Genomic DNA, 26,245 nt, shown 5'->3' with positions numbered 1-26,245 from the left:
GAAGCGGTCCGGCAAGGATGTGAAACTGTTAAAGCAGGTGACGATGTTTTGGATATCGCGGTCAGAACATGGGCGCGAATGCCGAATATATCTTCGTATGCCTGAAAATGGATTGGTGGCGATCAAGCCCGCGAACATGACGTACGGGAGGCTGCTGTTGTCCCGTATGGAGCGCTGACCGCCTTGAATTTGCTTCGGACTGTAAATATTCAGCGCGGACAAAATCCTGATCAATGGCGCTTCTGGCGCGATCGGCTCCGCCGCGGTTCAGCTCTTAAAACATTATGGGGCAGATGCTGACAGGCGTATGCAACTTACAAGGCTCGCGTTGTGAAATCTCTGGGCGCGGATAAGGTCATTGGTTACCAAGGAAGATTTCACTAAAAACGGCAGAGACCTATGATCTTATTTTTGACATTCTGGGCAGGAGTTCGTTTGCGCAGTGTAAAAACTCGTTCGTACCCAATGGACGCTATCTTCTGGCCAGTTTTAAAGATGAAACAACTTTTACAGATGTTACATGGACTTCGAAAGTCGGCGATAAAAGTAATCTGCGCGCTGTCTGGTGAAAAGATAGCGGATCTGTATTCCATTAAAGAGCTGATTGAGGCGGGAAGCTAAGATCGGTCATCGATAAGCGCTATCCGTTGGAACAGACTGCCGAGGCTCATCGCTATAGGCAAGAGGGAACTGAAAGGGAACGTGGTTATTACTGAAGAACATAACAAGACCTAAAGAAACATGCAGGCGCTGAGAGGCTCACGGTTTATGGGAGTGAATAAAATGAAAGCTTAAAATAATTAGGTTTATACTATGTCCAGGGATTATTTACACTAATCATTGGTACAACACTTGAGTAAATCATCAAAAACATAGAAAAGGGATAAATAAACTTGTGGTAAAAAATAAGGTTGGGGTAACCGGAGCAGAGGTAGGTTTGTCGGGAGATGCTCAAATTCGTATTGCCCTTCAAAAAATTGATTCTAATGGTGGAGTTGCTCAAACCTCTGAAATCTATGCTGCCATTGAAAGTCAACTAAGCGGAGAAAACTTTCAGAACAAGGTAAGGCTAGTTTACGAAATATGCATAAATACCGACGCTGTTCGAGCTGATTTATTTATGTCCTCCTTGTTTTAATAGCAGGATGGCGTATTACGCCCGAAGGAAGAAGAGTTCGTAAAGTCAGATGAAAATGCCTCAGAGCAAGTTTTCAATGTCGATACTGATCAAACTGAAACACTCCTTTCAAACACGGTAAGAGGTTCAGCATTTGAGCAGTATGTTATGAACAGATGTAACTGTGTATCCGCACTACACTTGGTATCATCAGGGACATCATAAGAGCAGAGAACGAGGATTAGATGTTATAAAGGAGGCAGGAGCTTGGAAATTGAAAACCGAAGTGGCGTTGCAAATCCATTGGTGTACAAGTGCAAATTCCATGCATGAAATACAGCGCCGACAAATGAAGAATGGCTAAAATTTCTTGCTGGATGTTTTGCAAGACGTCTTGATGCTGCTGTTTTGTAACAACAGATTAAACACCACTGGCGAACAACGTCGTGAAGCAGGGAAGCTAGAGTTATCATAATAGAAGGACGCGTGAGGAAGTAGCCCGTATTGCTAAGACCCATGGGAGATCGAAGAGTTTTGAGCTTTTAATTAGTTGATAAGCATAACATTTGCATGATAACATGATTTTCTGCAGCACCACCTGTGTTTCTTTATGTATGAAGAAAATTAGGATGGAAATTGAAGGGAAAAGCCAGTGGAACGAATGAAATACCGTGCAGAAATAAGTGGGCTAAGAGCAATTGCCGTAATCACAGTCATCATGTTCCACGCAGGCTTTAAGTATTTCAGGGCGGATATAAAGGCGTAGATATCTTTTGTCATTAGCGGTTGTTGATCACAACGATAATTCTTTCGGAACTGGACCAGGAACTTTTTCTTTGGTCACCTTTTACGCAAGAAGAGCCAGAAAAATTATGCCTGCGCTGTTCACTGTGTTGCTTGCGTCTTTCCTGCGCTTGGCTTTTGGCTGTGGTCCCCGCGGACAAGCCGGATTTTCAAGCCTGATAGCCGTCTTTATCTTTCTTCAAACATTCTATTCGGCAAACATCTGGCTATTGGACACAGCAAATGAATTAAGGCCGCTGTTGCACATAGGTCTGGCTGTTGAAGAACAGTTCTATATTCTCTTCCGTATTTTTTGGTATTGATGTCGCTTTACCGCAAACGCTGGATTTCGGCTCGTTTATGATCATTGCGGCAATCAGCCTGCTGCACAATGGGGGCTTACAACGAGCGAGGCGGCCTTTATCTTCTGCCAACCGAGGCTTGGGGTGGCAATTGTGCTGGACTCTCTTATTATTTTCTTTATCGTGAACAGATCTCCAAACGTCCTTTCACAAAAAAGATTAAGTGAAGTAATGTCGCTGGTTGGACTGTCGATGATCGTATATGCGGTTATTGTTTTGATGAAAAACCCCTTTCCCAGGCTTATGCTGCTGCTGCCAACCTTGGGAAACTGACTGATTATTCTCTTTTCTTCGTCAAAAAAACATTGACAGGCCGCTTGTTGAGTGCAAACCGCTTGTAGACCATTGGAATGATCAGCTATAGCGCTTATCTTTGGCACCAGCAGTTATTTGCGTTTGCCGGATACCGAAGCATTTTTGAACTGGTCGAACTTAGCCTCTCAGCCTCTGCTCTTCTCTCGTTTATGCTTGCTTGTTTAAGCTGGCGGTTTGTAGAGCAGCCTTTTAGAATAAAATCGTTTTTGACAGACCGCCATATTTTTATTTCCCTGATCGGTTCTGCCTATTAATTTTAGTTGGATTTTTGGGGTTTCTATCCAGGGGTTTGGAGTCGGCTTACTGATAATCAAAAAGAGAAATTATGGCATTTGAAAAATATGCAACAAAGGAAATCTACCGTGAAGAGAGACTCCTGTCTTCTTAATAGGAGGAACAAAAATTCAGACTTTGGGTAGAATGTTTTTATCCCGAACAGGCGGCCAAATCGGCTTAGAATTTAGGGAGACTTTCTCATGCGGCAGCCTTGAATCGTTCGGTATGAGAAAATCATCCCGCCGTGGCGCAACTGACCATCATGTGTGTGCCGTTAATGTGGCTGCAGTTCGATTTCCCGCCCAAACTGTCAGGATAATAATAATGGTGCATTAGACAAAATTGAGCAATTAAAACCTCAGAAGGTTATCTTACATGCCAACTGGAGTGCGCCATTGGATCAGATCCAAAAGCGGGTTTGGATCAAGCCTTATTGGAGACAGTATCACTAATTAACTTGTTACGATCACCCTCATCACAAATAGTGATTGTAGGTGGTGTGTGCCCAAATGGAAACCAGAGACTTTTGCCCAAGGTTGCTTAGTTCATGTAGAATTAAACGACGAGGCCTTTGTCTATTCCAATCTTTGCGATGAAGGTAAAGAAAACGGATGTCATCCTTTACGACGTGGCAAATGAAAAACCATGTTTTATTCATATCACTTTTAGATATATTCTGTCTGAAAATAATTGCCTGTCATCCATGTGCTGGAAAATAAATACGAGCCATTTGCATGGGACTATGGGCATCTTAAGCAAAATCAGCCTCCATTATTGTCTCTCAAAAAGTACTTGAATTATCAGGAAATAGGTAATAGATTAGACTGAATGTAAGTAAAATAAAGCCTTATTGACAACTTGGTTTTGAGTCCCCAAAAATGATGCTAGTTATCGTTTTAATGGCGGTAAGCGGTGATCTTAAGCTCCGAGATATTATTTCCGTGTATGTACCATCGTCAACAGTGGAGTCCATCTCTTGTTGACGATTTTCAATTTGCGCTCAGCAAGATACTTATCTAAGGCATTCAAACCAAAATCTGTGTTTGGATGTCCCCAGCGGAAGAAGGCATCGAAGACTTTGATGTCCACGCATGGGTTCTTCGAGGAAGAGACTGCCATTTGGTTTCAGCACCGCGTGATTTCATCAATGGCTTTCCGCCAGTTGGGAATAGATGCAGAACCCCGAAGATGATAACCAAATCCTTGCTTGGGGAGAATTCTTACGCTGTTTCGATCAATTCCATTGCTTCCAGCATTTCTTCATTGCTGGAGAACTTGAATTCCACAAGTCCGCGTTTCTTGGCTTCTTCCGCCTCGATCGCTTCAAGCCGTTTGATGTCGTCTTTCATGATGACGGGTTTGTTCAACCCTCGCATCTTTTCGATCACATCGTCCATGCTGGCGTTGGCGGGTGTCTTGGTCTGTAGATAATCCCAAACGGCTCTGGCTGCGTTTGTCCCACTCCTGCGTGCATACCCAACCAAGCCTTCGCTGGCCTTGCGCGACCATCCGCCGACGAAAACGCTTTCAATCGTGGACTCATAAGAAATGCCTTCCACAGGGAATCACGGCTCTTTATTTTTGATGAACTCGTTCCACTCGGTCGGCAGGCCAAAGTTCACATCCACCTTATCGCCGATGGCGAAGATGACCGTGTCCACATCGAGGTGACGTTTTGACGCCGGTTCCCTTGGCGCTGATCTTGCCCTCTTTTTCAACGAGATATTATCTTCCACTTCCAGTTGGGTCAGCGCGCCATTCTCTCCGAACATGGCAGTGGGGAGGCAAGAAATCAAAATGAAACTTTGCATTGGCGGGTCTTGGGATCTGCCTTCGCGAAAGCATCCAACACTTTTGCCGCCCCAATTTCGAGGTTTTGATTGACCGCTTGCGCAACCAGCTGAACGCGATCCATTTCATTTTCGAATTCATCCATATCCAAATATGAGATCAGATGCTTCATCTCTTCCTTGGTGAAGTTGACCTCATTGGGTCCGCGCCGCAACGACAGCGATGACCTCATCCACTTTTTTTGCACATTGATAAGATGCCGAGCGATATCCACCATCACATTACCCGCGCCGATGATGGCGCAGCGTTTTCAAAACGAAAATTCTTTTGGCTGAAAGGCGGAAGTTATTGTAGCGCGTACACAACTTCCTTGGCGTGATACACGCCTTCAAGTTCTTCGCCGGGCAGGCCGAGCCATTTGGTTCCCTGCGCGCCTGCGCTAACAAGCACGGCGTCAAAGCCCAGTCCGCGCAATTCATCAAGCGTGATGTCGCCATTATTTCCGATCACGATATTGCCAAAATATTCAAGATTTGGGTTTTCCATCGCGCCGCGGAATTGCTTGCGCAACTTCCTTCATCATATGCTTTTCAGGGTAAATGCCGTACTCCGCCAATCCGCCGGGTTTAATATCACGGTTAAAGAGCGCCACCCGAACACCTGGTTCGCCAATTCGCGCGCGCCAAATAAACCCGCTGGGCCTGCTCCGATCACTGCAACACAATAATTTTGTTCACTCACTTATTACCTCCGTAAATTCAGACAAAAACGGTGTATTATATTGGGAATTATCCAATCAGCAAGTCATTAAACTGAGTTCTATCATGCTTTATAATTACTCCATTGCCCTATTAGTCGAAAAATCCTGCAAAAAGTTATTCGCGGTCACATTAGACTTTTGTGAGAGATCCTTGAAAATCAAAATAGTGGTCTGGTGGTATCTGTGCTAATATTAACCTTAAGTCATTATTGAGCATGATTTTTTCCAAACAGGAGTCTCCATGAACACTGAACCCAAACAAGATCCCAGAGTTCGCATGCGGAATATGTTGAATGGCCAGTCTGCAATTAATCGTCTTCCCAAAAAAAAGATCGACACGCAATCTACTATTTCAGCGCAGGTGCAAGATGTTGCGAATGTGACGCCTGTAAGAAAAGATTTGACACATCCGGCAGATATAGAATCTGTTCCTGTTAAAGAAAAACGTAAATATAACTTTGGGCCTCCTTTTTGGACGATTGCGAGCATCCTTTCTCTTACCATCAATTTGGCAGTGGCCGTTGTCCTGTTTTTGGCCTGGACCAACCTTCCGTCCCTAATGTTAATGGTGTTAAAAAGCGTGACAGATATGGGCACAGGTTTGTTGGGAGGTCTATATACAAATTTCGAAAAAATGGATCGAGCTCACATCACACGGACCATTCCAGTCCAAACTACGATCCCCGTCAAATTTGATCTTGCGTTAAATCAACAAACAAATGTGGTCTTGAGTCAGGACGTGACGATCAGCAATGCGCTTGTCACAGTGCAGACCGGTGGTTTGAATATCACCAGAGCATTGGCAACCATTGTGCTACCGCAGGGAACGAACCTTCCCATTGTGCTAAACTTGACCGTTCCAGTAGACACCACCGTGCCCGTCTCGTTGAATGTGGATGTGGATATTCCATTGAATGAAACGCAGCTGCACGATCCGTTCGTTGGTTTGCGTAATGTGGTCGAGCCATATTACTGCATGATCAATCCGGGCGCGATCAATTTGGATGCAAATCAATTTGTAAATAATTAATCTGACATTGAACTGATCATCCCGCAGGTTCTGAAAATTTACTTCGACTTGCGATGTTTCCCATGAAAAACATTACTTTAGAAGGATTTTCTGGAGATAAATGGCAAACAAGATTACACAGGTTGTCTTAAAGAATGGCATGAAGGTCATGCTCAAAGAGATCCACACCGCGCCTATCATTTCATCCTGGGTGTGGTATCGGGTCGGTTCAAAAGATGAGCCGACGGGAAGAACCGGTATTTCCTGGACTGGACTGAACACATGCAATTTAAAGGGGACAAAAAATTCCCGCGAAGGTTTTGGATAAGTCCATCTCACGCGAGGGCGGTCGCTGGAACGCCTCCACCTCGCATGATTCCACGCGTTATTTTGAGACCATGCCGGCTGACAAGATCGATCTCGCCTTGCGTCTTGAATCTGACCGTATGGTGAATAGTATCTATAATAAGAAGGAAGTTGAATCGGAACGCACGGTCATCATCTCTGAGCGTGAGGGGGCGAGAACGAGCCGATGTTTCGTCTGACCGAAGCGGTTCAAAACACAGCCTTTCATGTACACCATATCACCATGAGATTATCGGCGACATGGCAGATCTGCATACCATCACACGAGATGATCTATATGAACATTATCGTACATATTATGTCCCGAACAACGCTGTGCTGTGTATGGCGGGCGACTTTGAGACCAAATCAATGCTGAAGCGTGTCAGGAATTGTTTGAGCCTATGGATTATTTTCCTCTGCAGGTTCTGGATAGCCTGCTTGGCGGTGCCAATGGGTTATCTTATAAAACTTCGCGTTTTTACCGCGCATTAGTGGACAAGGAATATGCGGTGGATGTATCCGGCTGGTCTGAAGCAACGATCGATCCTTATCTGTATCGCATCACCATCACCAACCACCCAAAACGCAAACCCGAAGAAGCATTGGCAGCGCTGGATGCAGAGATAAAAATATTCAGGATGTTTTAGTGCCCAGCGATGAGATTAAACGCGCGGTAAAACAGGCGCGGGCAGTCTTTGCTTACGGGAGCGAGAATATCACCAATCAGGCTTTTTGGATGGGGTATGTGGAAATGTTCTCATCGTATGAATGGTTTACTTCCTATCTGGATAAGCTGGCAAAGGTTACACCGCTGGATGTTCAGCGGGTGGCGCAGAAATATCTTCAACCTAAAAGCCGCGTGATTGGCACTACATCCCGAAAGGCGCGGAGGCATAAATGGCAAAGCGTATTCTGAGATCAGTAAAACCATCCCTGCCCGGTCCGGACGATATTTACCGTGTAACACTTTCCAATGGCATCACCGTTCTTGCGCGCTCCAGTTTTGACAGTCCTTCCATCAGTATGAGCGGATATCTGCCCGCAGGGGCGATCTTTGAAAGTGACGCGAAGCTCGGTCTCGCGGATTTTGTTGCTTCCTCGTTGATGCGCGGTACACAAACGCGGCATTTGACGCGATCTACAACGAACTGGAATCTGTCGGCGCGCGCATGGGGTTTGATTCAGGCGTACATAACACAAGTTTTGGTGGCCGCGCACTTGTGGAAGATCTCCCGCTTTTGCTTGGTCTTTTGGCTGAATCATTGACAACGCCCACTTTCCCTGCAGATGAAGTAGAGAAACTGCGAGCCCAATTATTGACCGGTCTCGCGATCCGTGCTCAGGATACAATGGACCTTGCGTCAATGGCCTTTGAACGGATGTTGTTTGAAAATCACCCGTACGGCAGGCCTAGTGATGGGTTTATCGAAACGATCCAATCCATAACGCGAAAGGATATGCAGGAATTTCACCGCCTCCACTTCGGACCGAAAGGCATGGTCGTTGCCATCGTGGGGCGATCGAGCCTGAAAAAGCTGTTGAAGAGATGGAGCGCGTCCTCGGGAATTGGCATGTTCCAGGTCAGGCTGGAAAGCAGGAATTACCTCCGCACAAGTCGGTTAAGAAAACGGTCAAACATCATCACACGATAGCGGGCAAGTCACAATCCGATCTGGTGATCGGCATGATCGGTCCGCGCCGTATGGATCCTGAATTTTTATCCGCGTCTTTGGGGAATTCGGTGCTGGGGCAGTTTGGCATGATGGGGCGCATTGGGGATGTGGTGCGTGAGAAGTCCGGGCTCGCTTATTACGCATCCTCAAGTCTGAACTCCGGGACGGGTCCCGGAAGCTGGGAAGTCAACGCGGGGGTGAATCCGAAGAACTTAAAGAAGGCGATCAGTTTGATCGAAAACGAGCTGCGCCGATTTGTAAAAAGCGGTGTGACAAAGGCGGAACTTGCGGATAGCCAGACGAATTACATTGGACGCTTGCCGCTGTCTCTTGAGTCGAATGGCGGTGTTGCCAGTGCAATATTGAATATTGAACGGTATAACCTTGGGCTGGATTATTATCAGCGCTATGAAGGTTTGGTGAAAACGTGACTCGCGCTGATGTGCTCGAGACCGCCCGAAAATATATAAACCCAGACTGCCTGGTCATTTCAACAGCGGGTCCATAACCTAATTTATGAATCTTTCCACCGGGGTTGACCTTGTTGAGGTTGCGCGTATTCGTGATGCGATCGATCGTCATGGGGAACGATTTGTTGCGCGCATTTTCACTGAACTGGAACAGCAGGATTGCAAAGGCAGGTTGGAATCTCTGGCTGCAAGGTTCGCGGCAAAAGAAGCGGTCGCCAAAGCTTTGGGCTGCGGAATTGGCGATGTGAGCTGGCTTGAGATAGAAGTGGTCGGTGACGAGAATCACGCGCCGCATTTGTACCTGCATGGAGCGGGTCAGAACCTGGCGATGAAACTGGGTCTGTCAAATTGGTCGGTGAGTTTGAGCCATACGGCGACGCATGCGATTGCATTTGTTGTGGCAATTGGGGAGTAGTAAAAAAATCCGCGCACTTGTTTGGCGGGCATTGTCCGATGATCATGCAATATCGTAATTAAAATAAGAACATCCTGCGAATACTGGTCGCAGGATGTTAGCTGAAACAAGAGAGATCTGGAATCCTAAGATCAACTCTCTTTTATTTTTGATCTTCAATGCCGATCCATAGGTGTCCGGGCATGATTGGTTGGAAAGGGCGGATGGTGAGTTTGCCCAATTGAAATTGTCTTTGACCGCTATCCAGCATGCTTGGATGAACAAGGCAGATATCCGGGGTACCCCAAATTTCTTTTTATAATACTCCATGGCTTTTGGATCTTTACACTCAAAGTAGTCTTAGGATCATTATCAAACCATAACATTCCAGTGTGCATGATGTTTTTCCTTTTATTGATCCAGGACGGAATCCAGAAACTCAGCCAGTTACTTCCTTCCCGCATGACAAATTGCGAGCCGGCAGTCAGGTCATTGAGGTTTTGTTAGAACCGCCTGTCAGTAAATTTGGACTCGGTTGAATCAAATATCCTTCCAAATAACCGGGTGCGGAAGAATTCCAGCCAAAGGTTGATATGCCTTGCGCGGCTTGGATTGATCGTGACGATCGGCCATACCCGGCGGCTGGGTCCGCGCAGTAAAAGCCAGCGCAAACTTTGTTCGGCTTGTTGATTTAGTTTTGTTAAGGCTTCCAGATCATCTATCAGAAGCAATACGGATTGTTGATCCCCTTTGTTGTTATGCGCCCAGGTCACAAGCGAGTACAATAGGTCTTGTGTTGTTGGGTCTTGTGTAGAGTAAATGCCCGCGTTGTTCTGTTTTGAATAAATGTCATCCCATTCCTTTGGATATTGGGTGATGACACTGTATTGAACGTCCGAAGGCGAATGCATCTGCTCAGTGGCAGTGGCTATGGCTTGCAGGAGCGTGGTTTTTCCACTGGCCTGATCTCCGCTAATGAGAATGGGACCTGGGATGGGATCGTATAGATTTAATAGCACGGGCAATCCATCTTCTGCGAGGCCGAGGAATACCGCTTCCGGGGGCAGGGGGATGCGTTCGCAATGACCGATCTTAAATTAGGTAGACCAGGCGCGGGCGGAGTGTGATGCGCTTGTTCTTCTTCGGCAAGTTCAGCTAATGCATCGATCATCAAGGAAAATTGATTGAGTTTGCTCATATTAGAACACCTGTTCTAATATTACTTCCAACAGTTTTTCTTGTCAAGGTTTGAGTTTTTATTTATTTGGATATTAATAATGATAGCGTGTTTATCTTGACGCTGGGCGTTGTTTTGGTATAATCCGCCTGCTTAATCACTTGCCGACGTAGCTCAATTGGCAGAGCACCCGCCTTGTAAGCGGGAGGTTACGAGTTCAATTCTCGTCGTCGGCTCTGCGGTTGTTGACTGTAGAAGTTGTCGGTTGGTGATCAGCAAAAATAATTTATCCCGGGCGGTTACCCAAGTGGCCAAAGGGGACTGACTGTAAATCAGTTGTCAGAAGACTTCGGAGGTTCGAATCCTTCACCGCCCACTACCGAAAGATTTTCGGTCAGCACGTTAAGCCCTCATAGCTCAGTTGGCAGAGCACACCCTTGGTAAGGGTGAGGTCACGAGTTCGAGTCTCGTTGAGGGCTCAGTTGCTGAAAAGCATTCTTGTCTAATATATAAAAAGGAGTTATTCAAATGGCGAAGGTAAAATTTGACCGCAGCAAACCGCATCTGAATGTAGGGACCATGGGTCACATTGATCATGGGAAAACGACATTGACAGCGGCGATCACCAAAGTAGCCGGATTTTCAGGGCAGGCTGACTTCCGTGCGTACGATCAAATTGATAACGCACCGGAAGAAAAAGCGCGCGGGATCACGATCAACATCGCGCACGTGGAATACCAAACAGACAAGCGCCATTACGCGCATGTGGACATGCCAGGTCATCGTGACTATATCAAGAACATGATCACGGGAGCGGCGCAGGTGGATGGAGCCATTCTCGTAGTGGCCGCACCCGATGGTCCGATGCCCCAGACCCGCGAGCACGTTCTGCTAGCCCGTCAGGTGGAAGTCCCATCCATCGTCATCTTCCTGAACAAAGTGGATATGATGGACGACCCCGAGTTGCTCGAACTGGTGGAACTGGAACTGCGTGAACTGCTGACCGCCCAGGGCTTCCCCGGCGACACGACACCGATCGTGCGCGGATCAGCTAAACTGGCATTGGAAAGCACCAGCATGGATAAGAATGCACCCGAATATGCATGTATCCATGAGTTGTTGCGAGTGGTGGATGAGTACATCCCCGAGCCGAAACGCGATACCGACAAGCCGTTCATGATGTCAGTGGAAGACGTATTCTCGATCAAGGGACGCGGAACGGTGGTAACCGGACGTATCGACCGCGGCATCATCAAGATCGGGGAACCGATCGAGATCATCGGGCTGCGTGAAACGAAGAGCACCGTCTGTACGGGCGTGGAAATGTTCCACAAGCAGTTGGATGAAGGCATGGCCGGAGACAACGTGGGCTTGTTGCTGCGCGGAATTGAACGAGAAGATGTGGAGCGAGGTCAAGTGTTGGCCAAGCCGAAATCGATCACACCGCACAAGAAGTTTTTGGCGGAAGTGTACGTGTTGAAGAAGGAAGAAGGCGGACGCCACAAAGCGTTCTTTAGCGGCTACCGACCGCAGTTCTACATCCGCACGATGGATGTAACGGGCGACATCACGCTGCCGGAAGGCGTGGAGATGGTGATGCCCGGAGACAACGTCAACCTGACGGTTGAGTTGATTGTTCCTGTTGCGCTTGAACAGGGTTCCAAGTTCGCCATTCGTGAAGGCGGTCTGACCGTCGGCGCGGGTGTCGTTACCAAGATCATTGAATAAAAAGAAAGCAAGGTAGTAAAAGATGGCTTCCAAGAAAAAAGATGTCCGCCCCGTGATTACGCTCCAGTGCAATGACTGCAAAGAGCGCAATTACACCACTGAGAAGAATCGTCGTAATGATCCCAATCGGTTGGAGTTCAACAAATACTGCTCTCGCTGCCGTAAGCACACACAGCACCGCGAGACCAAGTAGTAGATGATATAGAAATGGTGGGGTATAATCTACCCCACCAATATTTAGGCCAGTGGCTCAATTGGCAGAGCACTCGTCTCCAACACGAGCGGTTGTGGGTTCGATTCCTACCTGGCCTGCCTGTGGCAAACGCCGCGTTATGCGGCGTTTTAGCCGTAAAAATTAAGAAGGAGTATTGCCTTGGCTGAGAAAGAGAAGAAGAAAGTCAAGAAAAGCGAAAACGCCATCCAGCGTTATTTCCGTGAGACCACGGGTGAACTTCGCAAAGTAAGCTGGCCGACCATGCCTGAAGCAAGACGCCTTACGTGGCTTGTTCTTGTGGTGATGGTGATCGTAGGTGCATTTCTTGCAACTATCGATCTTCTATCCAGCAACTTGATGAATTTGATTTTAGGTATTTAATTTCGAATTGAGGATCTGATGGATTTACCGGAACCACAAGAGCAGTTAGAACAGGAACCGATGGGTGAACAGGCCGAGGAGCAGTCCGCTCCTGCGGATGTAGCTCCTGTCGCTTCTTCTTCGAGACGGAAGCCTGCCCGTCGTTCCGAGACGCAGATTCCCGCCGATCTGCCTTCTGTTGAAGTGACAGTCGAAGGTCCCGCCTGGTATGTGATTCACTGTTATTCAGGATATGAGAATAAGGTGCGTCATAATCTTGAGCAGCGTATTGAAACCATGGGTATGAAAGACAAGATCTTTGATGTGGTCATCCCGACTCAGGAAGAGATCGAAGTCAAGGATGGCAAGCGTAAAACGGTGGAACGCCACATCTTCCCGGGATATGTGCTTGTGAATCTCGCCCTTTCGGAAGAATCCTGGTATGTGGTCCGCAATACCCCAGGTGTAACCGGCTTCGTTGGGATGGGAAACAACCCGACACCATTACGCCCTGAAGAAGTGGCTCAGATCGTGAAGCGTATGGAAGCTGAAGCGCCCACAGTCAAGGTCACCTTCAAGGTGGGTGAGCGGGTGCGTATCGTGGATGGGCCGTTCAATGATTTCCGTGGCATGGTCTCTGAGATCGATATGGAGCGCACAAAGGTACGCGTGATGGTGAGCTTCTTCGGACGTGAAACACCTGTTGAGTTGGACTTCTTGCAAGTAGAAAAAGCGTAGAAAGAATTTATTAGACAGTAGCAGACCAACTCAGGTCTGATGCGGTGGGAGGGTCTCCCAAATGACCCGCTAAAACCACAAAGGAGTTAAGTCAAAATGGCAAAGAAATTAAAGGCAATCGTTCGTCTTCAGCTCGAAGCTGGCAAGGCCAATCCTGCGCCTCCCGTCGGCCCCGCGCTCGCAAGTCATGGTATTAATATCATGGCATTCTGCAAGGAGTACAATGCTCGCACATCCAATCGTCCTGGCGAGACGCTTCCGGCGGAAATAACAATTTACACCGATGGTTCATTCACTTTTGTGCTTCGTACATCGCCCGCGGCGGTATTACTTCGCAAGGCTGCCAAGGTTGAGAAGGGCTCCGGCGTGCCGAATAAAGACAAGGTCGGCAAGGTAACCCGTGCTCAGGTGAAGGAAATCGCTGAGTTGAAGATGAAAGATCTGAACGCGATTGACATGGAAGGCGCGATGAAGCAGATCGAAGGCACCGCCCGTTCCATGGGCATTACAATCACCGAATAATTTTGTGGGAGGACGGCTTTAGGCTGTCCGTTTGTACCACGGAGGATAAAATGGCAAAACACGGAAAGAAATATACGGCGGCTGCCGCCAAAGTTGATATTGACAAGGTTTACTCTGCCAAGGAGGCGATTACGCTTGCCAAGGAAACCTCGATCACAAAATTTGATTCAACAGTTGAAGTTCACATGCGCACATCACTTGACTCACGTCAGGCTGATCAACAGTTGCGCGATGTGGTTGTGCTTCCGCACGGACTTGGCAAGACAGTGCGAGTGCTTGTCTTTGCAACTGGCGAAGGTGCCGTCGCGGCCCGTGCCGCTGGTGCTGACCTCGTTGCGGATGACGATGAGACCATGAAGAAGATCGAAGGTGGCATGTTGGATTTTGATGTGGCGATCTCCACACCTGATGCGATGGGTAAGGTGGGACGCCTGGGCCGTGTACTGGGTCCGCGCGGTCTCATGCCTAATCCGAAGGCTGGTACCGTGGTGCCGGCGTCAGATATGGAACGTGCCATTAGAGAAGCCAAAGCAGGTCGTGTGGAATTCCGTCTGGACAAGACCAATAATATCCATGTTTCGATCGGCAAAGTTTCTTTTGAAGTCAATAAGTTGATCGAGAATTATGCGGCATTGATGGATGGCGTGAACAAGGCTCGTCCTTCAGGTGCGAAGGGTAACTTCATCAAACGCATTACGGTAACAACGACCATGGGTCCTGGCATGAAGATGGATCCCAACGAACATATGGATGGTGCCGAGTAGCAGTACTCGTTAAATCATTAAAACCACTTCGCCGTTGAAGGCGGGTGTCCCACAATTTTGGGACTTAATTTCCTGCTCAGGTGGAGACTGATAGCAATTTGCAACGCGCAAGCGTTGATTCCCTTCCGGGAGTTCCCCTCATGGGGGACTGCGAAAAGTCTTTGCCTGTGTAAGTGGCAAAGACTTTTTAATTGAAAGGAGGTGAATACCCTTTGGCAATTTCTAAACAACGCAAGGAAGAAGTACAGGCCCTGTATGAAGACTGGGTCAAGCGTAGTGAAGCTGTGATCCTTGTGGAATACAGCGGCGCGAAAATGAAGAACATCGATGCGATCCGCGCGAAGATCCGTGATACCGGCGGTGAATTCCACATCGTGAAGAATACGCTTGTCCGCCGTGTTTTTGCGGCTCAAGGCATGCAAGTTCCCGCGGACTATCTCGTGAAGTCCACGGCGATCTCATTCGCTTTCAAAGATCCAGCACTTACCGCGAAAGCATTGACTGAGGCAACAAAAGGCAATGAGTTCGTAAAGGTAAAGGGCGGTATGATGGGTGGCAAGTCCTTAAGCCCTGTTCAGGTGAAGGCGCTTTCTGAGATGCCCCCGCTGCCGGTTATGCGTGCAACATTACTTGGCGTTTTGCAGGCTCCTGCCGGCAAACTCGTCCGCACACTCGCGGAACCAGCACGTGGTCTCGCGGCTGTCATCAAAGCTCATGCGGAACAAACACCCGCGGCGGCATAATTTTGAACTGTGCGGCGCCGCAGGCGTACCGCAATAAACCTAACCTATATTATTACTTAGCAAGGAGTGCTAAACAATGTCTGAAAAGCTCGCAAAACTCGTGGAAGAACTTTCCACACTCTCCGTCCTTGAGGCGGCTGATCTCGTAAAAATGCTTGAAGAGAAGTGGGGCGTTTCCGCCGCCGCTCCTGTCGCGATGGCTGTTGCCGGTGGCGCTGCCGTCGCTGCTGAACCTGTGGAAGAGAAGACCGAGTTCGATGTGGTCATCAAGGATCCAGGCGCCAAGAAGATCGATGTCATCAAAGTCATTCGTCAATTGACCAGCCTCGGCCTCGGCGAAGCCAAGACCCTCGCTGAAACCGCTGGCGGCAAGATCCTCACCGGCGTTGGCAAAGATGCCGCCATGGATGCCAAGAAGAAACTTGACGAAGCTGGCGCTAACATCGTTATCGAATAGTTTTTAAGAAATCAGCACAAAAAAAGACGACTCGCAAGGGTCGTCTTTTTTTGTGCTTGGCTACTTTTTTTATTTAATTGAGTCTTTCTACTTTGCGAATGACCATGACCACTTTACCTTTGATCTCCAGCGCTTCGTTCTTGTTAATGAAGATCGGCTCCATGGTTGGATTGGCGGGCTGCAGGCGGAATCTGTCCTTTTCCTTGAAGAAGAACTTTAGTGTTGTTTCATTGCGATCGTTCAGCCAAACCGCAACCATGTCCCCGTTTCGAGCCTCCTGGGTGGGTTTGAGGATGACGATGTCGCCATCATTAACCATGGCGTCGATCATTGATTCTCCCTGTACCTTCAGGGCAAATAACTCCTTGCCCTTTTCCTTGGATGGCAGGAGCGATGTCGCAATTTCAACAGAGTCGTCTGCTGTGAAAGAAGGGAAGTCCGAGTTTGTAGGGACTTGGATCGGTTCACCCGCTTGAATTACACCGGCAAGCGGAACTCGGAACATGTCACCAAGCGGGGTATTGCCGGTTAACCGCATGCCGCGTGAAATCTTCCGGTCGCGTTCGAGGTGGCCGTTTTTTTCCAGTTGATCAAGATAATAATTAACGACTGAGGTTGATGAAATATCACAATGCACACCAATCTCACGGATTGAAGGTGGGTGCTTGTGTTCGCGCTGATAACTTGCTATGAAATCAAGGATCTTCTGGTGGCGTTCGCCTAATCCCTTGCTTTTTCTAACCATCATCATGTTATTCTCCTCACGAGCATTCTTCGCTCATTTGTGCTACAAATGATACTCGAACGCTTGTTCTGTGTCAAGGATTTGATGATATCGAAATCAAGGGCTATACCCAGGTCTGTCGGCGCATCCACAGGATCATTAGGACTGGAGATAGAATTGTCAGGCTTAGCATCCCATAAAAGACAAATGGTGTTAATGTTTTCATGACATCGTTTAGTACTGTTGTTGATTACAGACAGGTAGGTGTCCAAGGCGCCGCTGACGAGATCCCTTAAGCTTTCATTGACATCATGCAAACGGACAAGATGGTCGTAAATATCGCGGTAAAAAATTCGGTCTTTCTCATCGATGACCTGATAATCGTCACGCGCCATTTTGTTGAGTACCTCGCGCTGTGGGAGCAGAATACGCCGCATGGCAAGCAGGACGCGTTTGAGTGTGAACAGACGGGCGAGTGTTTGCGAGCTGGGGCTATCAAAAACCTGGTCTTCAATAAAATCAATTTCTTCATCTATCTTTTCGATGATCGGCATGTAATTCATGACAGTGGCATCAATGATCTTGTAAAGCAAATGATCTGGCCCGTCTTTTGCGTAGCGCGGGTCGCGCTGGCACATATCCCAGGTTTCATCAATGGAGGCAACCGGGTTATCGTGATGCGTTATGACGTAGTTGCTCCCAAGGAAAATATCCAGCTCATCAATTTCCGTATCCCATGGATCGGTATTGTTTACAAGGTGCATGTAGTTCAGGACAATATAAAGATAGTCGCCCCAATCATCGATCTTTGGAGCGTGCGTTTCTTGTAAAGCGTCGTCAATGGCCAGGTGGTGGAACTTAAAGCTTTCTAGGATGGGCAGGGCAGATTCGGGCGGTTCAGCGATGAAGTCCACCCAGAGCAAACCCTGTTTGTTGCGGATAAGGCGCGGAAATTCCTGTGGGGAGATATTTGTGCGGGTGGGCTTACCGGGCGAGAAAAATATAGAGCGAATCATTGAAAAACCTCCAAATTCGTGGAAATATTGATTTTATGGAATCAATATCAATATTTTTAAAAACAATATTGATATTATTGATTTGTGTATTGACAAAATTAAAAATATGGATATAATATTAATAGAAATAAGGAACAGGCTTTAATAATTTTGCCTTTAGCAGCGTTTTTCCTCTTTTTGTTTGAAATGGAGAAGTATCATGAATAATTTTCATCCTGAAAGCTTATTAATGGTGGCGAAGCAGAAAACTCAAGAAGAAGTCGATAATTGCCTGGCCTGGAAGCGCTCGCAGGGCTTTTCTGCCAGACGCTTACTGTTTGCACTTGGCGCCTGGATGGTTGTCAGCGGTCAAAAATTGCAAGCACTAAATGCTGACGCAACCAAATCAGTTGAGGTTTTCGCAAGATAAATTTTGAAGACGCGAGCTTAAAATGTTCCTGCAAAATATCATCCAAAGAATAACCAATCTCTACAACGAATATCCGCGCACGTTTTGGACCGTGATCGCCATCACTTTTATTGATCGCATTGGCGGCTCGTTGCTCTTCCCATTCTTTGCGCTCTATATTACCAGTAAATTTAATGTTGGGATGACGGATGTTGGCGTACTCTTTGCGGCTTTTTCAGTTTCCAGTTTTGCCGGCTCCGCCATTGGAGGTGCGCTCACTGACCGCTTCGGACGCAAGGGCATCATCATGTTTGGACTGATCGCCTCCTCCTTTAGCACCGTGGCGATGGGGCTGATCGACTCCTTCCAGGTTTTCTTCTTTCTGGCGCTCTTTGTTGGCATCTTGACCGATGTCGCTGGACCTGCCCATCAAGCCATGATCGCAGATATTCTTCCTGAAGAAAAACGGGCGGATGGGTACGGGATCTTGCGTGTGGCATTCAACTTGTCTGTCGTGATTGGTCCCGCGATTGGCGGATTGCTTGCGTCTCGTTCCTACCTTTTACTGTTTCTGTCCGACGCAGTCATTTCCCTGTTGACCGTGATTCTGATCGCCATCTTCCTGCCTGAGACAAAACCTTTGGCACATCCCGATGCCCCGAAGGAAACCATGGCACGTACCTTTGCTGGCTATGGACAGGTCTTCCGCAACGCGGCCTTCATGTTGTTCCTGGGTGCGGTTATGCTGCAAGTCTTCACTTATATGAATATGAACACCACACTGGGTGTCTATCTGCGAAACGAACATGGCACGCCTGAATCTGGTTATGGGTTGCTGCTGAGTATCAACGCCGCGATGGTCGTCTTAATGCAATTCCCGATCACACGCCGCATCGCAAAATATCCGCCCATGTTGATCATGGCATTTGGAACATTTCTGTATGTGATTGGTTTCTCGATGTATGGTTTTATTTCCACTTATATATTGTTCGTCATCGCGATGGTCATCATCACGGTGGGCGAAATGGTGGTCTCACCTGTGGCACAGGCGTTGATAGCCTCTTTTGCCCCTGAAGAAATGCGTGGACGTTACATGGCGGTTGCGGGTTTTTCATGGGGGATTCCTTTTGCGGTCGGACCCTACCTGGCCGGCTTGATCATGGACGGACCCAAACCCTATCTTCTTTGGTATGCGGCGGGCGTGATTGGTATGTTCTCCACCTTCGCCTTTCTCAGCTTGTATCGTGTAAAAAAGAATCAAGAAAATAAATTAGAAACCATGCCTGAAGTTTCGGCATTATAAAATTTGGAGGAACCAAACCATGCGACCAGCACCAACTCGTTGTCCGATCTGCCAATCTGAACTGACTGTTGCGCGTTTACATTGCTCATCCTGTGATACCACGATCGAAGGGAATTTCGTTTCAGGTCAATTCTCCAATTTGACTCCCGAACAGTTGGAATTCATTTTTACCTTTGTGCGCTGTGAAGGCAAGATCAACCGCATGGAGCAGGAGATCGGATTATCCTATCCGACCATCCGTAACCGTCTGCATGAAACCATCCGCGCCCTGGGGTATGAACCTGGCAAGGATGAAGCCCCTGAGATTGAACCTGACGTTCGCAGCAGCGCCATTGCCGACCTTGAAGCCGGCAAGATCACTGCTGAACAAGCCATGCGTATTTTGCGCGGAGAGGAGATATAAACCATGTCTAAAACAATTTCTGCAGGACGCACCCCCAAAATATTTATTGAGAAGATCGGCGGAGACCTCAGCCTTGTCGGTTGGGAAGGGGATGATATTCTGATCAAATGTGATGATGACGAGGAAATGCGCCTCAAGCACGAAGGCGATACGGTCAACATCTATTGTGAAGATGATGTTTCACTGCGTGTTCCAAAACTTGCTTCTGTTTCCATTCAATATATTGAAGGTGACGCTTCCATTCGCGGGGTGATGGGAGCAATTGAGTTGAAAACCATTGCAGGCGACCTGTCCATCCGCGACGTGGATATGGTTTCGATTGATACGATCGAATCTGATTTTAGTTTGCGCACTGCCAAGGGGAATTTATTTGTTAAGAGCGCTCATAGTGATGTGTCCATCCGTGATGTGGATGGGAGTGTCACGCTTGAGTCAGTTGCTGATGACCTTGCCTTGCGCGATGTGCGCGGGAATGTAATTGCCAATGTGGCTGAAGATGTTGTGCTGTATCTAAATCCGCGTGCCGATAATGTGTATTCGGTCACAGCGGGTGATGATATTTTATTGGTCATGCCCCCAAAGGCGAATGCAACATTAACGCTTAACGGCGATGAGATCGATGTTGAATGGAAGGGCGTTGAAAAAGATGAAGACGCCACTTCCCGTACGGTCATCCTTGGCGATGGGTCGGCTGCAGTGAAGTTAATTGCGGGTGGTGATATCCGCGTTACAAATCAAGCGGATGCCGGAGAGTCAGCGGAAGACTTTGGTAACTTTGCAGGTATTGGCGTGGACTGGTCTGGGTTTGGTGACCGAATTTCACGACAGGTCGAACAAGCGACCCAGCGTGCCCAGCGCAAAGTGGAAGAGGCCGCCAGACGCGTTGAGCAAAAAACGCGCGAGGCAGAACGGCGGATTTCTCATCGTGGAAGCGGCAAGCCCGTCTTTCAAGTCGGTCCCTGGAGTTGGGATCTGTCTTCGAAAGGTGTGCCAATGCCGATCAAACCGCAAGCCACCGATGAAGAACGCATGCTCATTCTAAAAATGCTTCAGGATAAAAAGATTACGGCTGCCGAGGCTGAAAAATTATTAGCGTCACTCGAAGGAGGGTCGTAATGTCATCTGAAGAACGAAAGAAAATTTTGCAAATGGTCGCAGATGGAAAGATCAACGCGCAGGAAGCCGCCACGCTGATGCGCGCGCTGGATGACTCTGCCGAAGAGCAGATTCAAGTCATCGAAGCGGGACCAAGCTTCGGGTCCGAAAAGACCGATGCCCCTGAGTTCGATCAAGTCCGCAGACGGGCGAATCGTTTTTCGAGCGCATTCCTCTCGATAGGGATCATCTTCACAGTCTTGAGCGCCTGGGCGATGTTTGGTATCCAAAAAAATAACGGGCTCAACTTTTGGTTCTTCTGCATGACCATGCCGCTCTTCCTCGGAATTTTGCTGACGATGCTCGGCGCTGGCAGCAGGACTTCGCGCTGGATGTATGTGAATGTGGACCGCTCGCATCAGACGGAATTCCCGCGGAATATCACGATCGCGTTTCCGCTTCCGCTCGGGCTGGTTGCCTGGTTTCTGAAAAATTTCGGCGGCAGCATTAGCGGACTCAAGAAAACCAATGTGGATGAGATCATACAGGCCATTGCCATGGCAAAAAATATTACCGAGCCGTTGATCGTGAATGTGGACGATGGCGATGACGGCGAAAAGGTGCAGGTCTTTATAGGATAAAAATGGAAACCATTAAGAAAAAACCTTTATTAAGCGGATTGCTGATCCTGTTTTTAACGGCGATGATCTTCGCGAACATCGGCGGGAGCATGTATGGCTCGCTGATGCCGCTTTATCTAAAGGACCTTGATGCATCAATTACACAGATCGGTCTGTTCTTTACGCTTTCACAGATCGTACCTTTGCTTTTACAAATTCTAGGTGGATGGGTTTCTGATACGCTCGGCCGCCTGCGTGCGATCGCGATCGGCAGTGTCTTTGGTGTGATCGGTTTTATTCCGCTGATCCTTGCGGACACATGGCAGTGGCTTTTGCTGGCTGTGGCGATCGGCGCGATTGCGCGTTCACTCGTTGGTCCAAGTTTCGATGCGTTCATTGCGGAACATTCCAGCGAGGAAAATCGAGGAAAGGTCTTTGGCATTTCACAGGCCATCTTTATGATCGTCTCAGTGATCGGACCTCCGCTCGGCGGGTGGATGGCTGGCGCATACGGTTTCAAGTTGATGTTGTTGGCGGCTGGCATCTTTTATTTCATCGCGATGATCATGCGTTTAAGCATGGCGCGCGAAGCGGCAAAAACCGCAACGACAAAGACGGAAAAACTTTCATTCAGCAGTTTGAAGATCAATCTGGCTGCGATGTTCACCCTGATCTTTTCCGGCGGACTCATCACCTGGATGCTGATCACAGATGGTCTGCGCGATATTTCATTTCAATTCTCAGAAAACCTTTTCCCTGTTTACATGCAGGAAGTCGGCGGATTTTCACTCCAGCAGATCGGCTGGGTCATGTCATTCTTTGGCATGGCCATGATGCTGACCACCATTCCCGGCGGCTGGCTTTCAGATAAAGCAGGTGAGCGTGTGGGTATCGCACTGGGAATGATCCTAATGTCGAGTGCTTTGTTCGTTCTGGTCAATATTCCCGCTGGCAATCAGTGGATGTATTATTTGGGCTGGGGGCTTGCAGGTATGGGCGCTGGGGTTTCCGGTCCGGCCTATCAGTCGCTGATCAGCAAGGCAGTCCCTCAAAAGAATCGCGGTATGGCATTCGGGTTGTTCAGTACCAGCCTGGGGATTTTCTCCCTGCCCGCCCCGTGGATCGGCGCGCAGATGTGGGATCGCGTCAGCCCGACATTTCCATTTACAGTGACCGCCATTGTTTTATTGATTTCGGTTATTCCGATCTGGCTGAAATTTAAATTGCCGAAAGTAGAAGCAGTAAGCGATGAAATTGTCCCCGCAGTTGTTGGGTAGGGTAATGTAACATCATAGACAAGGATATGAGGTCGCCATGACTACAGTTGAAGAAAGAATGAAGATACTCAAGATGATCGAAGAAGGGAAGATCAGCGCAGACGAAGGTTCGAAGTTGCTTTCGGCGTTAAGTGATTCCCGCCGCGGCTTGCCGCCGGCTCCGCGGGCGCCAGGTGCTGGTGCCCCTGCGCGCTGGCTGCGCATCCGGGTGACAGACACCCGCACCGGGCAGATCGAAAGCCTCCGTTCAAATTCCGCTCGCGCTGGTGGACGCCGGCATGAAGATCGGCGCGCATTTCGCGCCCGAAGTGGAAGGCGTGGACATGTCCAATGTGATGGAAGCGCTGCGCATGGGTGTGACCGGCAAGATCATTGATGTCGTGGATGAGGAAGACGGCGAGCATGTTGAGATCTATGTGGAATAGCGCGTAGAAATCAGCGCGTCAAGCTGAACATAGTTCGACAGGTTAAGGTGATCCTCGTTTCCGGAGGGATGCCTTTTTGCATATTGCTTGAGCGTTGCAGGATAAAAAATGGAAAACACTGCAAATACAAATCAAATCCCTGAAAAGTGGGCGACGCGTTTTTTCATCTTTTGGGGCGGACAAGCTGTTTCATTGGTCGGAAGCAGTCTGGTGCAATTTGCCCTTGTCTGGTGGATGACCAAAACAACCGGTTCTGCAACTGTTCTGGCGACCGCATCCCTCATCGCGATCCTGCCACGGGTGTTGTTGGCGCCATTTGCCGGCACATGGGTGGATCGGTGGAACCGTAAGTTGGTCTTGATCATTGCTGATGGGTTGATCGCCCTCGCGACCATTGTCTTAATGGTTCTATTTGCGACAAAGCAGGAAAGCCTTTGGGCTGTCTATATAATCCTATTGGTTCGGGCAGCGGGCGGCGCTTTTCATTCCCCGTTAAGATTCCACAGCCGCCGCGTCAGTTGGCGCAGGAAAATGGCACAGCCGATAAAACCAATTACATGCAGGATCTACGTGAAGGCTGGACTTACATGATCGCATGGCCCGGACTGATGGGTGTTGTCGTGATCGCAATGGTCATCAATTTTATGGTTGTGCCGGCCGCCTTGATTCCTCTCGTGGTCACGCAGGAATATCACGGCAGTGTCATGCAATTGGGAATGGTTGACTCGTTCTTTGGGATCGGGATCATCATTGGCGGATTGGTACTCAGTGCCTGGGGCGGATTCAAGAAACGCATTCTAACGAGTATGGTAGGCATTATCGGTATAGGGATCGGGATCATGATCTTTGGTCTGCTCCCTTCCAATCTATTTTATATTGCCTTGAGCGGGATCTTCCTGCTTGGATTCATGCAGGTCATGGCGAATGGTCCATTGGATGCGATTCTTCAGGCGGCGGTTGACCCGGATATGCAGGGACGCGTCTTTTCCCTGCTGGGAGCTGGCGCTTCGGCCATGCAACCGCTCAGCCTGTTGGTGGCTGGTCCCGTTTCCGATTGGCTTGGTATTCGTACCTGGTATATGATCGGGGGGCTGGCTTGTATCATCATGGCTGTAGCCGGCCTCTTCATTCCAGTCATTATGAACATCGAAGAGAACCGCCGTAAGGGATCAGCCGAAATAGCACAAATCGAGATCACATAAGTTGGATTGAATGAAATAGGAGCAATGCAATGCAGGAGACTTCCGTAAAAAGACCAAGTGGCTTGTTTGGTTTTACCATTGTCTGGCTCGGGCAGATCGTTTCAGTACTGGCCAGTTCCATGAGCCAATTTGCTTTAAGTATCTGGATGTATGACCAGACCAAGAGCGCGCTTGCCATGGGCATGATGCAGGTCTTCTTTATTACTCCATTCCTGATTATTTCTCCCATCGCCGGCGTGATGGTGGACCGTCACAATCGTAAAATGATGATGATGGTCAGTGACCTTGCGGCGGGAGTTGCCACGCTTGCCATACTTGCCCTGCAATTTTTCGGCGTTCTGGAATATTGGCATTTGTATGCTACATCCGTAATTTATGGCTTAGGAATGGCATTTCAATGGCCTGCGTATTCCGCCGCCATCAGTACCATGGTTCCCAAGGAACAATATGGCCGCGCCAATGGCATGATGTCTTTGGTGGAAGCCGGCCCGCAAGTCGTTGCTCCTTTATTGGCTGGCGCATTGCTTCCCATGATTGGGCTTACCGGTATTTTGTTTTTTGATGTTGCCACGTTCATTCTTGCCATTGGCGCGTTGCTGATCGTGCATATTCCCCAGCCTGCCCGCACGGAAGAAGGTGCAAAAGGCCAGGGCAATATCTTGAAGGAAGCCGCGTATGGTTTCAAATATATCTTTGCCCGCCCAAGTTTGCTCGGCTTGCAGATGACCTTCTTTGCCGGCAACCTCTTCTTTGGCATCGCGTTCACTGTCATGGCTCCCATGGTTTTGGCGCACACAAACAGCAACAGCCTGATATTTGGTTCGGTTCAAACAGCTGGCGCGATTGGCGCTGTGATCGGCGGTGTGATCATGAGCGCCTGGGGAGGTTTCAAACGCCGCGTCTATGGCATTCTTATCGGCTGGACTCTCAGTGGAATCGGCATCGCAATTATCGGTCTTGATGGAGGTCTGCCGGTTTGGATTATTGGTGTTGTTCTATCTGCGCTTGTCAGCCCGCTGATGAATGGATCGAATCAGGCGATTTGGCAATCCAAGGTTGCGCCTGATGTGCAGGGCCGCGTCTTTTCTGCCCGACGGTTGATCGCCTGGCTGACGAATCCCATCTCTCCGATCATTGCCGGCTCGCTGGCTGACTTTGTGCTCGAGCCGCAAATGCAGGTGACAAGCTCGCTCTCCAATATATTTGGCTGGCTGGTTGGCACGGGACCCGGTTCAGGCATGAGTTTGCTGATCTTTTTCTGCGGTGTGTTCGGCGCATTCATTGGGTTGGTCGGTTACCTTACCCCCGCCATTCGTAATTCCGAGACCCTCCTTCCCGACCACGATGCATTACCCAAAGTGGAAACGGCACCAGCAGTAACTTCCTGAAACAGTATCACTATGAGATTTCAAGAACAACCCTGAAAATGGGTTGTTCTTCTTTATAATCATGAAGCATCAAGACTCTGGAGTCCATCAGCGAGCTGATGGACTGGCGCACAAATACAGGAGATAAACATGAAATTTGCGATCTTTGGAACAGGCGGCGTTGGCGGATACTTCGGCGGCAGACTCGTACAGGCCGGCGAGGATGTGACCTTTATTGCTCGGGGGAATCATCTATCAGTGATTCAGCAAACAGGCCTGAGCGTGGAATCGATCCGCGGTGACTTTGTGTGAATCCTGCCAAAGCGACAGATACAACCGAGTCAGTCGGCGCTGTCGATGTGATTATCCTCGCGATCAAAGGCTGGCAGTTGGATGAAGCCATCCTTCAAATGAAACCACTTAT

At 48.6% G+C, this 26,245-nt stretch carries 41 protein-coding genes and 4 tRNA genes; 34 read left to right on the top strand and 11 right to left on the bottom strand.

The annotated features are described in order from the left end of the window. On the bottom strand, positions 1-234 hold a 234-nt coding region (locus IPL17_RS23735; RefSeq protein ID WP_345309569.1), incomplete at its 3' end, for a hypothetical protein. Positions 235-895: 661 nt separating this feature from the next. Here IPL17_RS23735 and IPL17_RS23730 point away from each other — a divergent pair. Both IPL17_RS23730 and IPL17_RS23725 read left to right on the top strand, forming a co-directional pair. Then, positions 896-1,138, top strand: coding sequence for a hypothetical protein (locus IPL17_RS23730; protein WP_345309568.1), 243 nt, complete (start codon positions 896-898; stop codon positions 1,136-1,138). Between the two features lie 752 nt (positions 1,139-1,890). After that, positions 1,891-2,223: a hypothetical protein gene (locus IPL17_RS23725; protein ID WP_345309567.1), complete on the top strand. Its 333-nt coding sequence runs from the start codon at positions 1,891-1,893 to the stop codon at positions 2,221-2,223. A 1,563-nt stretch (positions 2,224-3,786) separates the two neighbouring features. On the opposite strand, the gene IPL17_RS23720 is transcribed toward IPL17_RS23725, so the two are convergent. From IPL17_RS23720 to IPL17_RS23695, 6 genes are all read right to left on the bottom strand, one after another. Continuing rightward, complete coding sequence (locus IPL17_RS23720; protein ID WP_345309566.1) at positions 3,787-3,972, bottom strand: hypothetical protein; 186 nt, start codon at positions 3,970-3,972, stop codon at positions 3,787-3,789. 101 nt (positions 3,973-4,073) lie between these two features. Further along, complete coding sequence (locus tag IPL17_RS23715; protein WP_345309565.1) at positions 4,074-4,412, bottom strand: hypothetical protein; 339 nt, start codon at positions 4,410-4,412, stop codon at positions 4,074-4,076. Positions 4,413-4,418: 6 nt separating this feature from the next. Beyond that, positions 4,419-4,664: a hypothetical protein gene (locus IPL17_RS23710; RefSeq protein WP_345309564.1), complete on the bottom strand. Its 246-nt coding sequence runs from the start codon at positions 4,662-4,664 to the stop codon at positions 4,419-4,421. Beyond that, the gene (locus IPL17_RS23705) at positions 4,646-4,876 is read right to left on the bottom strand and encodes a hypothetical protein (protein WP_345309563.1); all 231 of its coding nucleotides are present in this window, start codon (positions 4,874-4,876) and stop codon (positions 4,646-4,648) included. The genes IPL17_RS23710 and IPL17_RS23705 overlap by 19 nt, the downstream gene beginning before the upstream one ends. Before the next feature lie 113 nt (positions 4,877-4,989). Further along, positions 4,990-5,214: a hypothetical protein gene (locus IPL17_RS23700; RefSeq protein WP_345309562.1), complete on the bottom strand. Its 225-nt coding sequence runs from the start codon at positions 5,212-5,214 to the stop codon at positions 4,990-4,992. A 9-nt stretch (positions 5,215-5,223) separates the two neighbouring features. Next, on the bottom strand, positions 5,224-5,385 hold the full coding sequence (locus tag IPL17_RS23695) for a hypothetical protein (RefSeq protein ID WP_345309561.1): 162 nt from the start codon (positions 5,383-5,385) through the stop codon (positions 5,224-5,226). Between the two features lie 260 nt (positions 5,386-5,645). Here IPL17_RS23695 and IPL17_RS23690 point away from each other — a divergent pair, with 260 nt between their 5' ends. From IPL17_RS23690 to acpS, 9 genes are all read left to right on the top strand, one after another. Beyond that, complete coding sequence (locus IPL17_RS23690; protein ID WP_345309560.1) at positions 5,646-6,434, top strand: hypothetical protein; 789 nt, start codon at positions 5,646-5,648, stop codon at positions 6,432-6,434. A gap of 100 nt (positions 6,435-6,534) precedes the next feature. After that, positions 6,535-6,741 (top strand): hypothetical protein, encoded by a 207-nt coding sequence (locus tag IPL17_RS23685; protein ID WP_345309559.1) that lies wholly within the window; start codon positions 6,535-6,537, stop codon positions 6,739-6,741. Beyond that, positions 6,734-6,958, top strand: a complete 225-nt coding sequence (locus tag IPL17_RS23680; protein ID WP_345309558.1) for an insulinase family protein — start codon at positions 6,734-6,736, stop codon at positions 6,956-6,958. The genes IPL17_RS23685 and IPL17_RS23680 overlap by 8 nt, the downstream gene beginning before the upstream one ends. 204 nt (positions 6,959-7,162) lie before the next feature. Beyond that, the gene (locus IPL17_RS23675; RefSeq protein WP_345309557.1) at positions 7,163-7,408 is read left to right on the top strand and encodes an insulinase family protein; all 246 of its coding nucleotides are present in this window, start codon (positions 7,163-7,165) and stop codon (positions 7,406-7,408) included. After that, positions 7,408-7,677, top strand: a complete 270-nt coding sequence (locus IPL17_RS23670; protein ID WP_345309556.1) for a hypothetical protein — start codon at positions 7,408-7,410, stop codon at positions 7,675-7,677. Before IPL17_RS23675 ends, IPL17_RS23670 begins: the two co-directional genes overlap by 1 nt. Continuing rightward, complete coding sequence (locus IPL17_RS23665) at positions 7,659-8,027, top strand: hypothetical protein (protein ID WP_345309555.1); 369 nt, start codon at positions 7,659-7,661, stop codon at positions 8,025-8,027. The genes IPL17_RS23670 and IPL17_RS23665 overlap by 19 nt, the downstream gene beginning before the upstream one ends. Continuing rightward, entirely contained in the window at positions 7,982-8,413 is a 432-nt protein-coding gene (locus tag IPL17_RS23660) for an insulinase family protein (protein ID WP_345309554.1), read from the top strand. Before IPL17_RS23665 ends, IPL17_RS23660 begins: the two co-directional genes overlap by 46 nt. Next, positions 8,308-8,865 (top strand): insulinase family protein, encoded by a 558-nt coding sequence (locus IPL17_RS23655; protein WP_345309553.1) that lies wholly within the window; start codon positions 8,308-8,310, stop codon positions 8,863-8,865. Before IPL17_RS23660 ends, IPL17_RS23655 begins: the two co-directional genes overlap by 106 nt. Positions 8,866-8,950: 85 nt before the next feature. Further along, the gene (acpS, locus tag IPL17_RS23650) at positions 8,951-9,319 is read left to right on the top strand and encodes a holo-ACP synthase (protein WP_345309552.1); all 369 of its coding nucleotides are present in this window, start codon (positions 8,951-8,953) and stop codon (positions 9,317-9,319) included. A gap of 482 nt (positions 9,320-9,801) precedes the next feature. Here the strand turns inward: acpS and IPL17_RS23645 are convergent, their stop codons facing one another. Further along, positions 9,802-10,317 (bottom strand): NACHT domain-containing protein, encoded by a 516-nt coding sequence (locus IPL17_RS23645; RefSeq protein WP_345309551.1) that lies wholly within the window; start codon positions 10,315-10,317, stop codon positions 9,802-9,804. Then, positions 10,308-10,496 carry a hypothetical protein gene (locus IPL17_RS23640; RefSeq protein WP_345309550.1) on the bottom strand — a complete coding sequence of 63 codons (189 nt, stop codon included), beginning with the start codon at positions 10,494-10,496 and terminating at the stop codon, positions 10,308-10,310. The genes IPL17_RS23645 and IPL17_RS23640 overlap by 10 nt, the downstream gene beginning before the upstream one ends. 142 nt (positions 10,497-10,638) lie before the next feature. Between IPL17_RS23640 and IPL17_RS23635 the strand changes: the two genes are divergently transcribed. From IPL17_RS23635 to rplL, 12 genes are all read left to right on the top strand, one after another. Further along, positions 10,639-10,711 (top strand) — tRNA-Thr (locus IPL17_RS23635). Positions 10,712-10,768: 57 nt separating this feature from the next. Then, positions 10,769-10,851: transfer RNA gene (locus IPL17_RS23630), tRNA-Tyr, on the top strand. Positions 10,852-10,881: 30 nt separating this feature from the next. Beyond that, a tRNA-Thr gene (locus tag IPL17_RS23625) sits at positions 10,882-10,954 on the top strand. A gap of 49 nt (positions 10,955-11,003) precedes the next feature. Beyond that, the gene (gene tuf, locus IPL17_RS23620; protein ID WP_345309549.1) at positions 11,004-12,203 is read left to right on the top strand and encodes an elongation factor Tu; all 1,200 of its coding nucleotides are present in this window, start codon (positions 11,004-11,006) and stop codon (positions 12,201-12,203) included. Between the two features lie 22 nt (positions 12,204-12,225). Beyond that, entirely contained in the window at positions 12,226-12,396 is a 171-nt protein-coding gene (gene rpmG, locus IPL17_RS23615; RefSeq protein WP_345309548.1) for a 50S ribosomal protein L33, read from the top strand. 46 nt (positions 12,397-12,442) lie between these two features. Then, a tRNA-Trp gene (locus IPL17_RS23610) sits at positions 12,443-12,515 on the top strand. Positions 12,516-12,576: 61 nt separating this feature from the next. Continuing rightward, positions 12,577-12,798: a preprotein translocase subunit SecE gene (gene secE / locus IPL17_RS23605; RefSeq protein WP_345309547.1), complete on the top strand. Its 222-nt coding sequence runs from the start codon at positions 12,577-12,579 to the stop codon at positions 12,796-12,798. Positions 12,799-12,816: 18 nt separating this feature from the next. Next, positions 12,817-13,515 (top strand): transcription termination/antitermination protein NusG, encoded by a 699-nt coding sequence (gene nusG / locus IPL17_RS23600; protein WP_345309546.1) that lies wholly within the window; start codon positions 12,817-12,819, stop codon positions 13,513-13,515. A 96-nt stretch (positions 13,516-13,611) separates the two neighbouring features. Beyond that, positions 13,612-14,037 (top strand): 50S ribosomal protein L11, encoded by a 426-nt coding sequence (rplK, locus tag IPL17_RS23595; RefSeq protein WP_345309545.1) that lies wholly within the window; start codon positions 13,612-13,614, stop codon positions 14,035-14,037. A gap of 50 nt (positions 14,038-14,087) precedes the next feature. After that, on the top strand, positions 14,088-14,801 hold the full coding sequence (gene rplA / locus IPL17_RS23590) for a 50S ribosomal protein L1 (protein WP_345309544.1): 714 nt from the start codon (positions 14,088-14,090) through the stop codon (positions 14,799-14,801). Positions 14,802-15,013: 212 nt separating this feature from the next. After that, a complete protein-coding gene (rplJ, locus tag IPL17_RS23585) occupies positions 15,014-15,544 on the top strand; it encodes a 50S ribosomal protein L10 (RefSeq protein WP_345309543.1) in 531 nt (176 codons plus the stop codon). Positions 15,545-15,620: 76 nt separating this feature from the next. Beyond that, on the top strand, positions 15,621-16,001 hold the full coding sequence (gene rplL / locus IPL17_RS23580; RefSeq protein ID WP_345309542.1) for a 50S ribosomal protein L7/L12: 381 nt from the start codon (positions 15,621-15,623) through the stop codon (positions 15,999-16,001). Positions 16,002-16,074: 73 nt separating this feature from the next. Here the strand turns inward: rplL and lexA are convergent, their stop codons facing one another. Next, complete coding sequence (gene lexA, locus IPL17_RS23575; protein WP_345309541.1) at positions 16,075-16,752, bottom strand: transcriptional repressor LexA; 678 nt, start codon at positions 16,750-16,752, stop codon at positions 16,075-16,077. Further along, complete coding sequence (locus IPL17_RS23570; RefSeq protein WP_345309540.1) at positions 16,749-17,741, bottom strand: magnesium transporter CorA family protein; 993 nt, start codon at positions 17,739-17,741, stop codon at positions 16,749-16,751. Before IPL17_RS23570 ends, lexA begins: the two co-directional genes overlap by 4 nt. 199 nt (positions 17,742-17,940) lie before the next feature. Between IPL17_RS23570 and IPL17_RS23565 the strand changes: the two genes are divergently transcribed. The 11 genes from IPL17_RS23565 (at position 17,941) to IPL17_RS23515 (ending at position 26,133) form a co-directional block, all read left to right on the top strand. Beyond that, on the top strand, positions 17,941-18,150 hold the full coding sequence (locus tag IPL17_RS23565; RefSeq protein WP_345309539.1) for a hypothetical protein: 210 nt from the start codon (positions 17,941-17,943) through the stop codon (positions 18,148-18,150). Positions 18,151-18,172: 22 nt separating this feature from the next. Then, positions 18,173-19,432: an MFS transporter gene (locus IPL17_RS23560; protein WP_345309538.1), complete on the top strand. Its 1,260-nt coding sequence runs from the start codon at positions 18,173-18,175 to the stop codon at positions 19,430-19,432. A 19-nt stretch (positions 19,433-19,451) separates the two neighbouring features. Beyond that, a complete protein-coding gene (locus tag IPL17_RS23555) occupies positions 19,452-19,835 on the top strand; it encodes a DUF2089 domain-containing protein (RefSeq protein WP_345309537.1) in 384 nt (127 codons plus the stop codon). 3 nt (positions 19,836-19,838) lie between these two features. Then, on the top strand, positions 19,839-20,951 hold the full coding sequence (locus tag IPL17_RS23550; protein WP_345309536.1) for a hypothetical protein: 1,113 nt from the start codon (positions 19,839-19,841) through the stop codon (positions 20,949-20,951). Further along, positions 20,951-21,571, top strand: a complete 621-nt coding sequence (locus IPL17_RS23545; RefSeq protein WP_345309535.1) for a hypothetical protein — start codon at positions 20,951-20,953, stop codon at positions 21,569-21,571. The genes IPL17_RS23550 and IPL17_RS23545 overlap by 1 nt, the downstream gene beginning before the upstream one ends. Before the next feature lie 2 nt (positions 21,572-21,573). Continuing rightward, positions 21,574-22,827 (top strand): MFS transporter, encoded by a 1,254-nt coding sequence (locus IPL17_RS23540; protein WP_345309534.1) that lies wholly within the window; start codon positions 21,574-21,576, stop codon positions 22,825-22,827. Between the two features lie 278 nt (positions 22,828-23,105). Next, the gene (locus IPL17_RS23535) at positions 23,106-23,252 is read left to right on the top strand and encodes a hypothetical protein (protein WP_345309533.1); all 147 of its coding nucleotides are present in this window, start codon (positions 23,106-23,108) and stop codon (positions 23,250-23,252) included. Between the two features lie 108 nt (positions 23,253-23,360). Beyond that, positions 23,361-23,843: an MFS transporter gene (locus tag IPL17_RS23530; protein ID WP_345309532.1), complete on the top strand. Its 483-nt coding sequence runs from the start codon at positions 23,361-23,363 to the stop codon at positions 23,841-23,843. Continuing rightward, positions 23,810-24,454 carry an MFS transporter gene (locus tag IPL17_RS23525; RefSeq protein ID WP_345309531.1) on the top strand — a complete coding sequence of 215 codons (645 nt, stop codon included), beginning with the start codon at positions 23,810-23,812 and terminating at the stop codon, positions 24,452-24,454. Before IPL17_RS23530 ends, IPL17_RS23525 begins: the two co-directional genes overlap by 34 nt. Positions 24,455-24,483: 29 nt before the next feature. Beyond that, positions 24,484-25,842, top strand: coding sequence for an MFS transporter (locus IPL17_RS23520; protein ID WP_345309530.1), 1,359 nt, complete (start codon positions 24,484-24,486; stop codon positions 25,840-25,842). A 129-nt stretch (positions 25,843-25,971) separates the two neighbouring features. Beyond that, on the top strand, positions 25,972-26,133 hold the full coding sequence (locus tag IPL17_RS23515; RefSeq protein ID WP_345309529.1) for a 2-dehydropantoate 2-reductase N-terminal domain-containing protein: 162 nt from the start codon (positions 25,972-25,974) through the stop codon (positions 26,131-26,133). Positions 26,134-26,245: the final 112 nt, after the last annotated feature.

Source organism: Candidatus Villigracilis saccharophilus (assembly GCF_016711665.1).
This window is presented reverse-complemented; position numbering and strand designations above follow the sequence as displayed.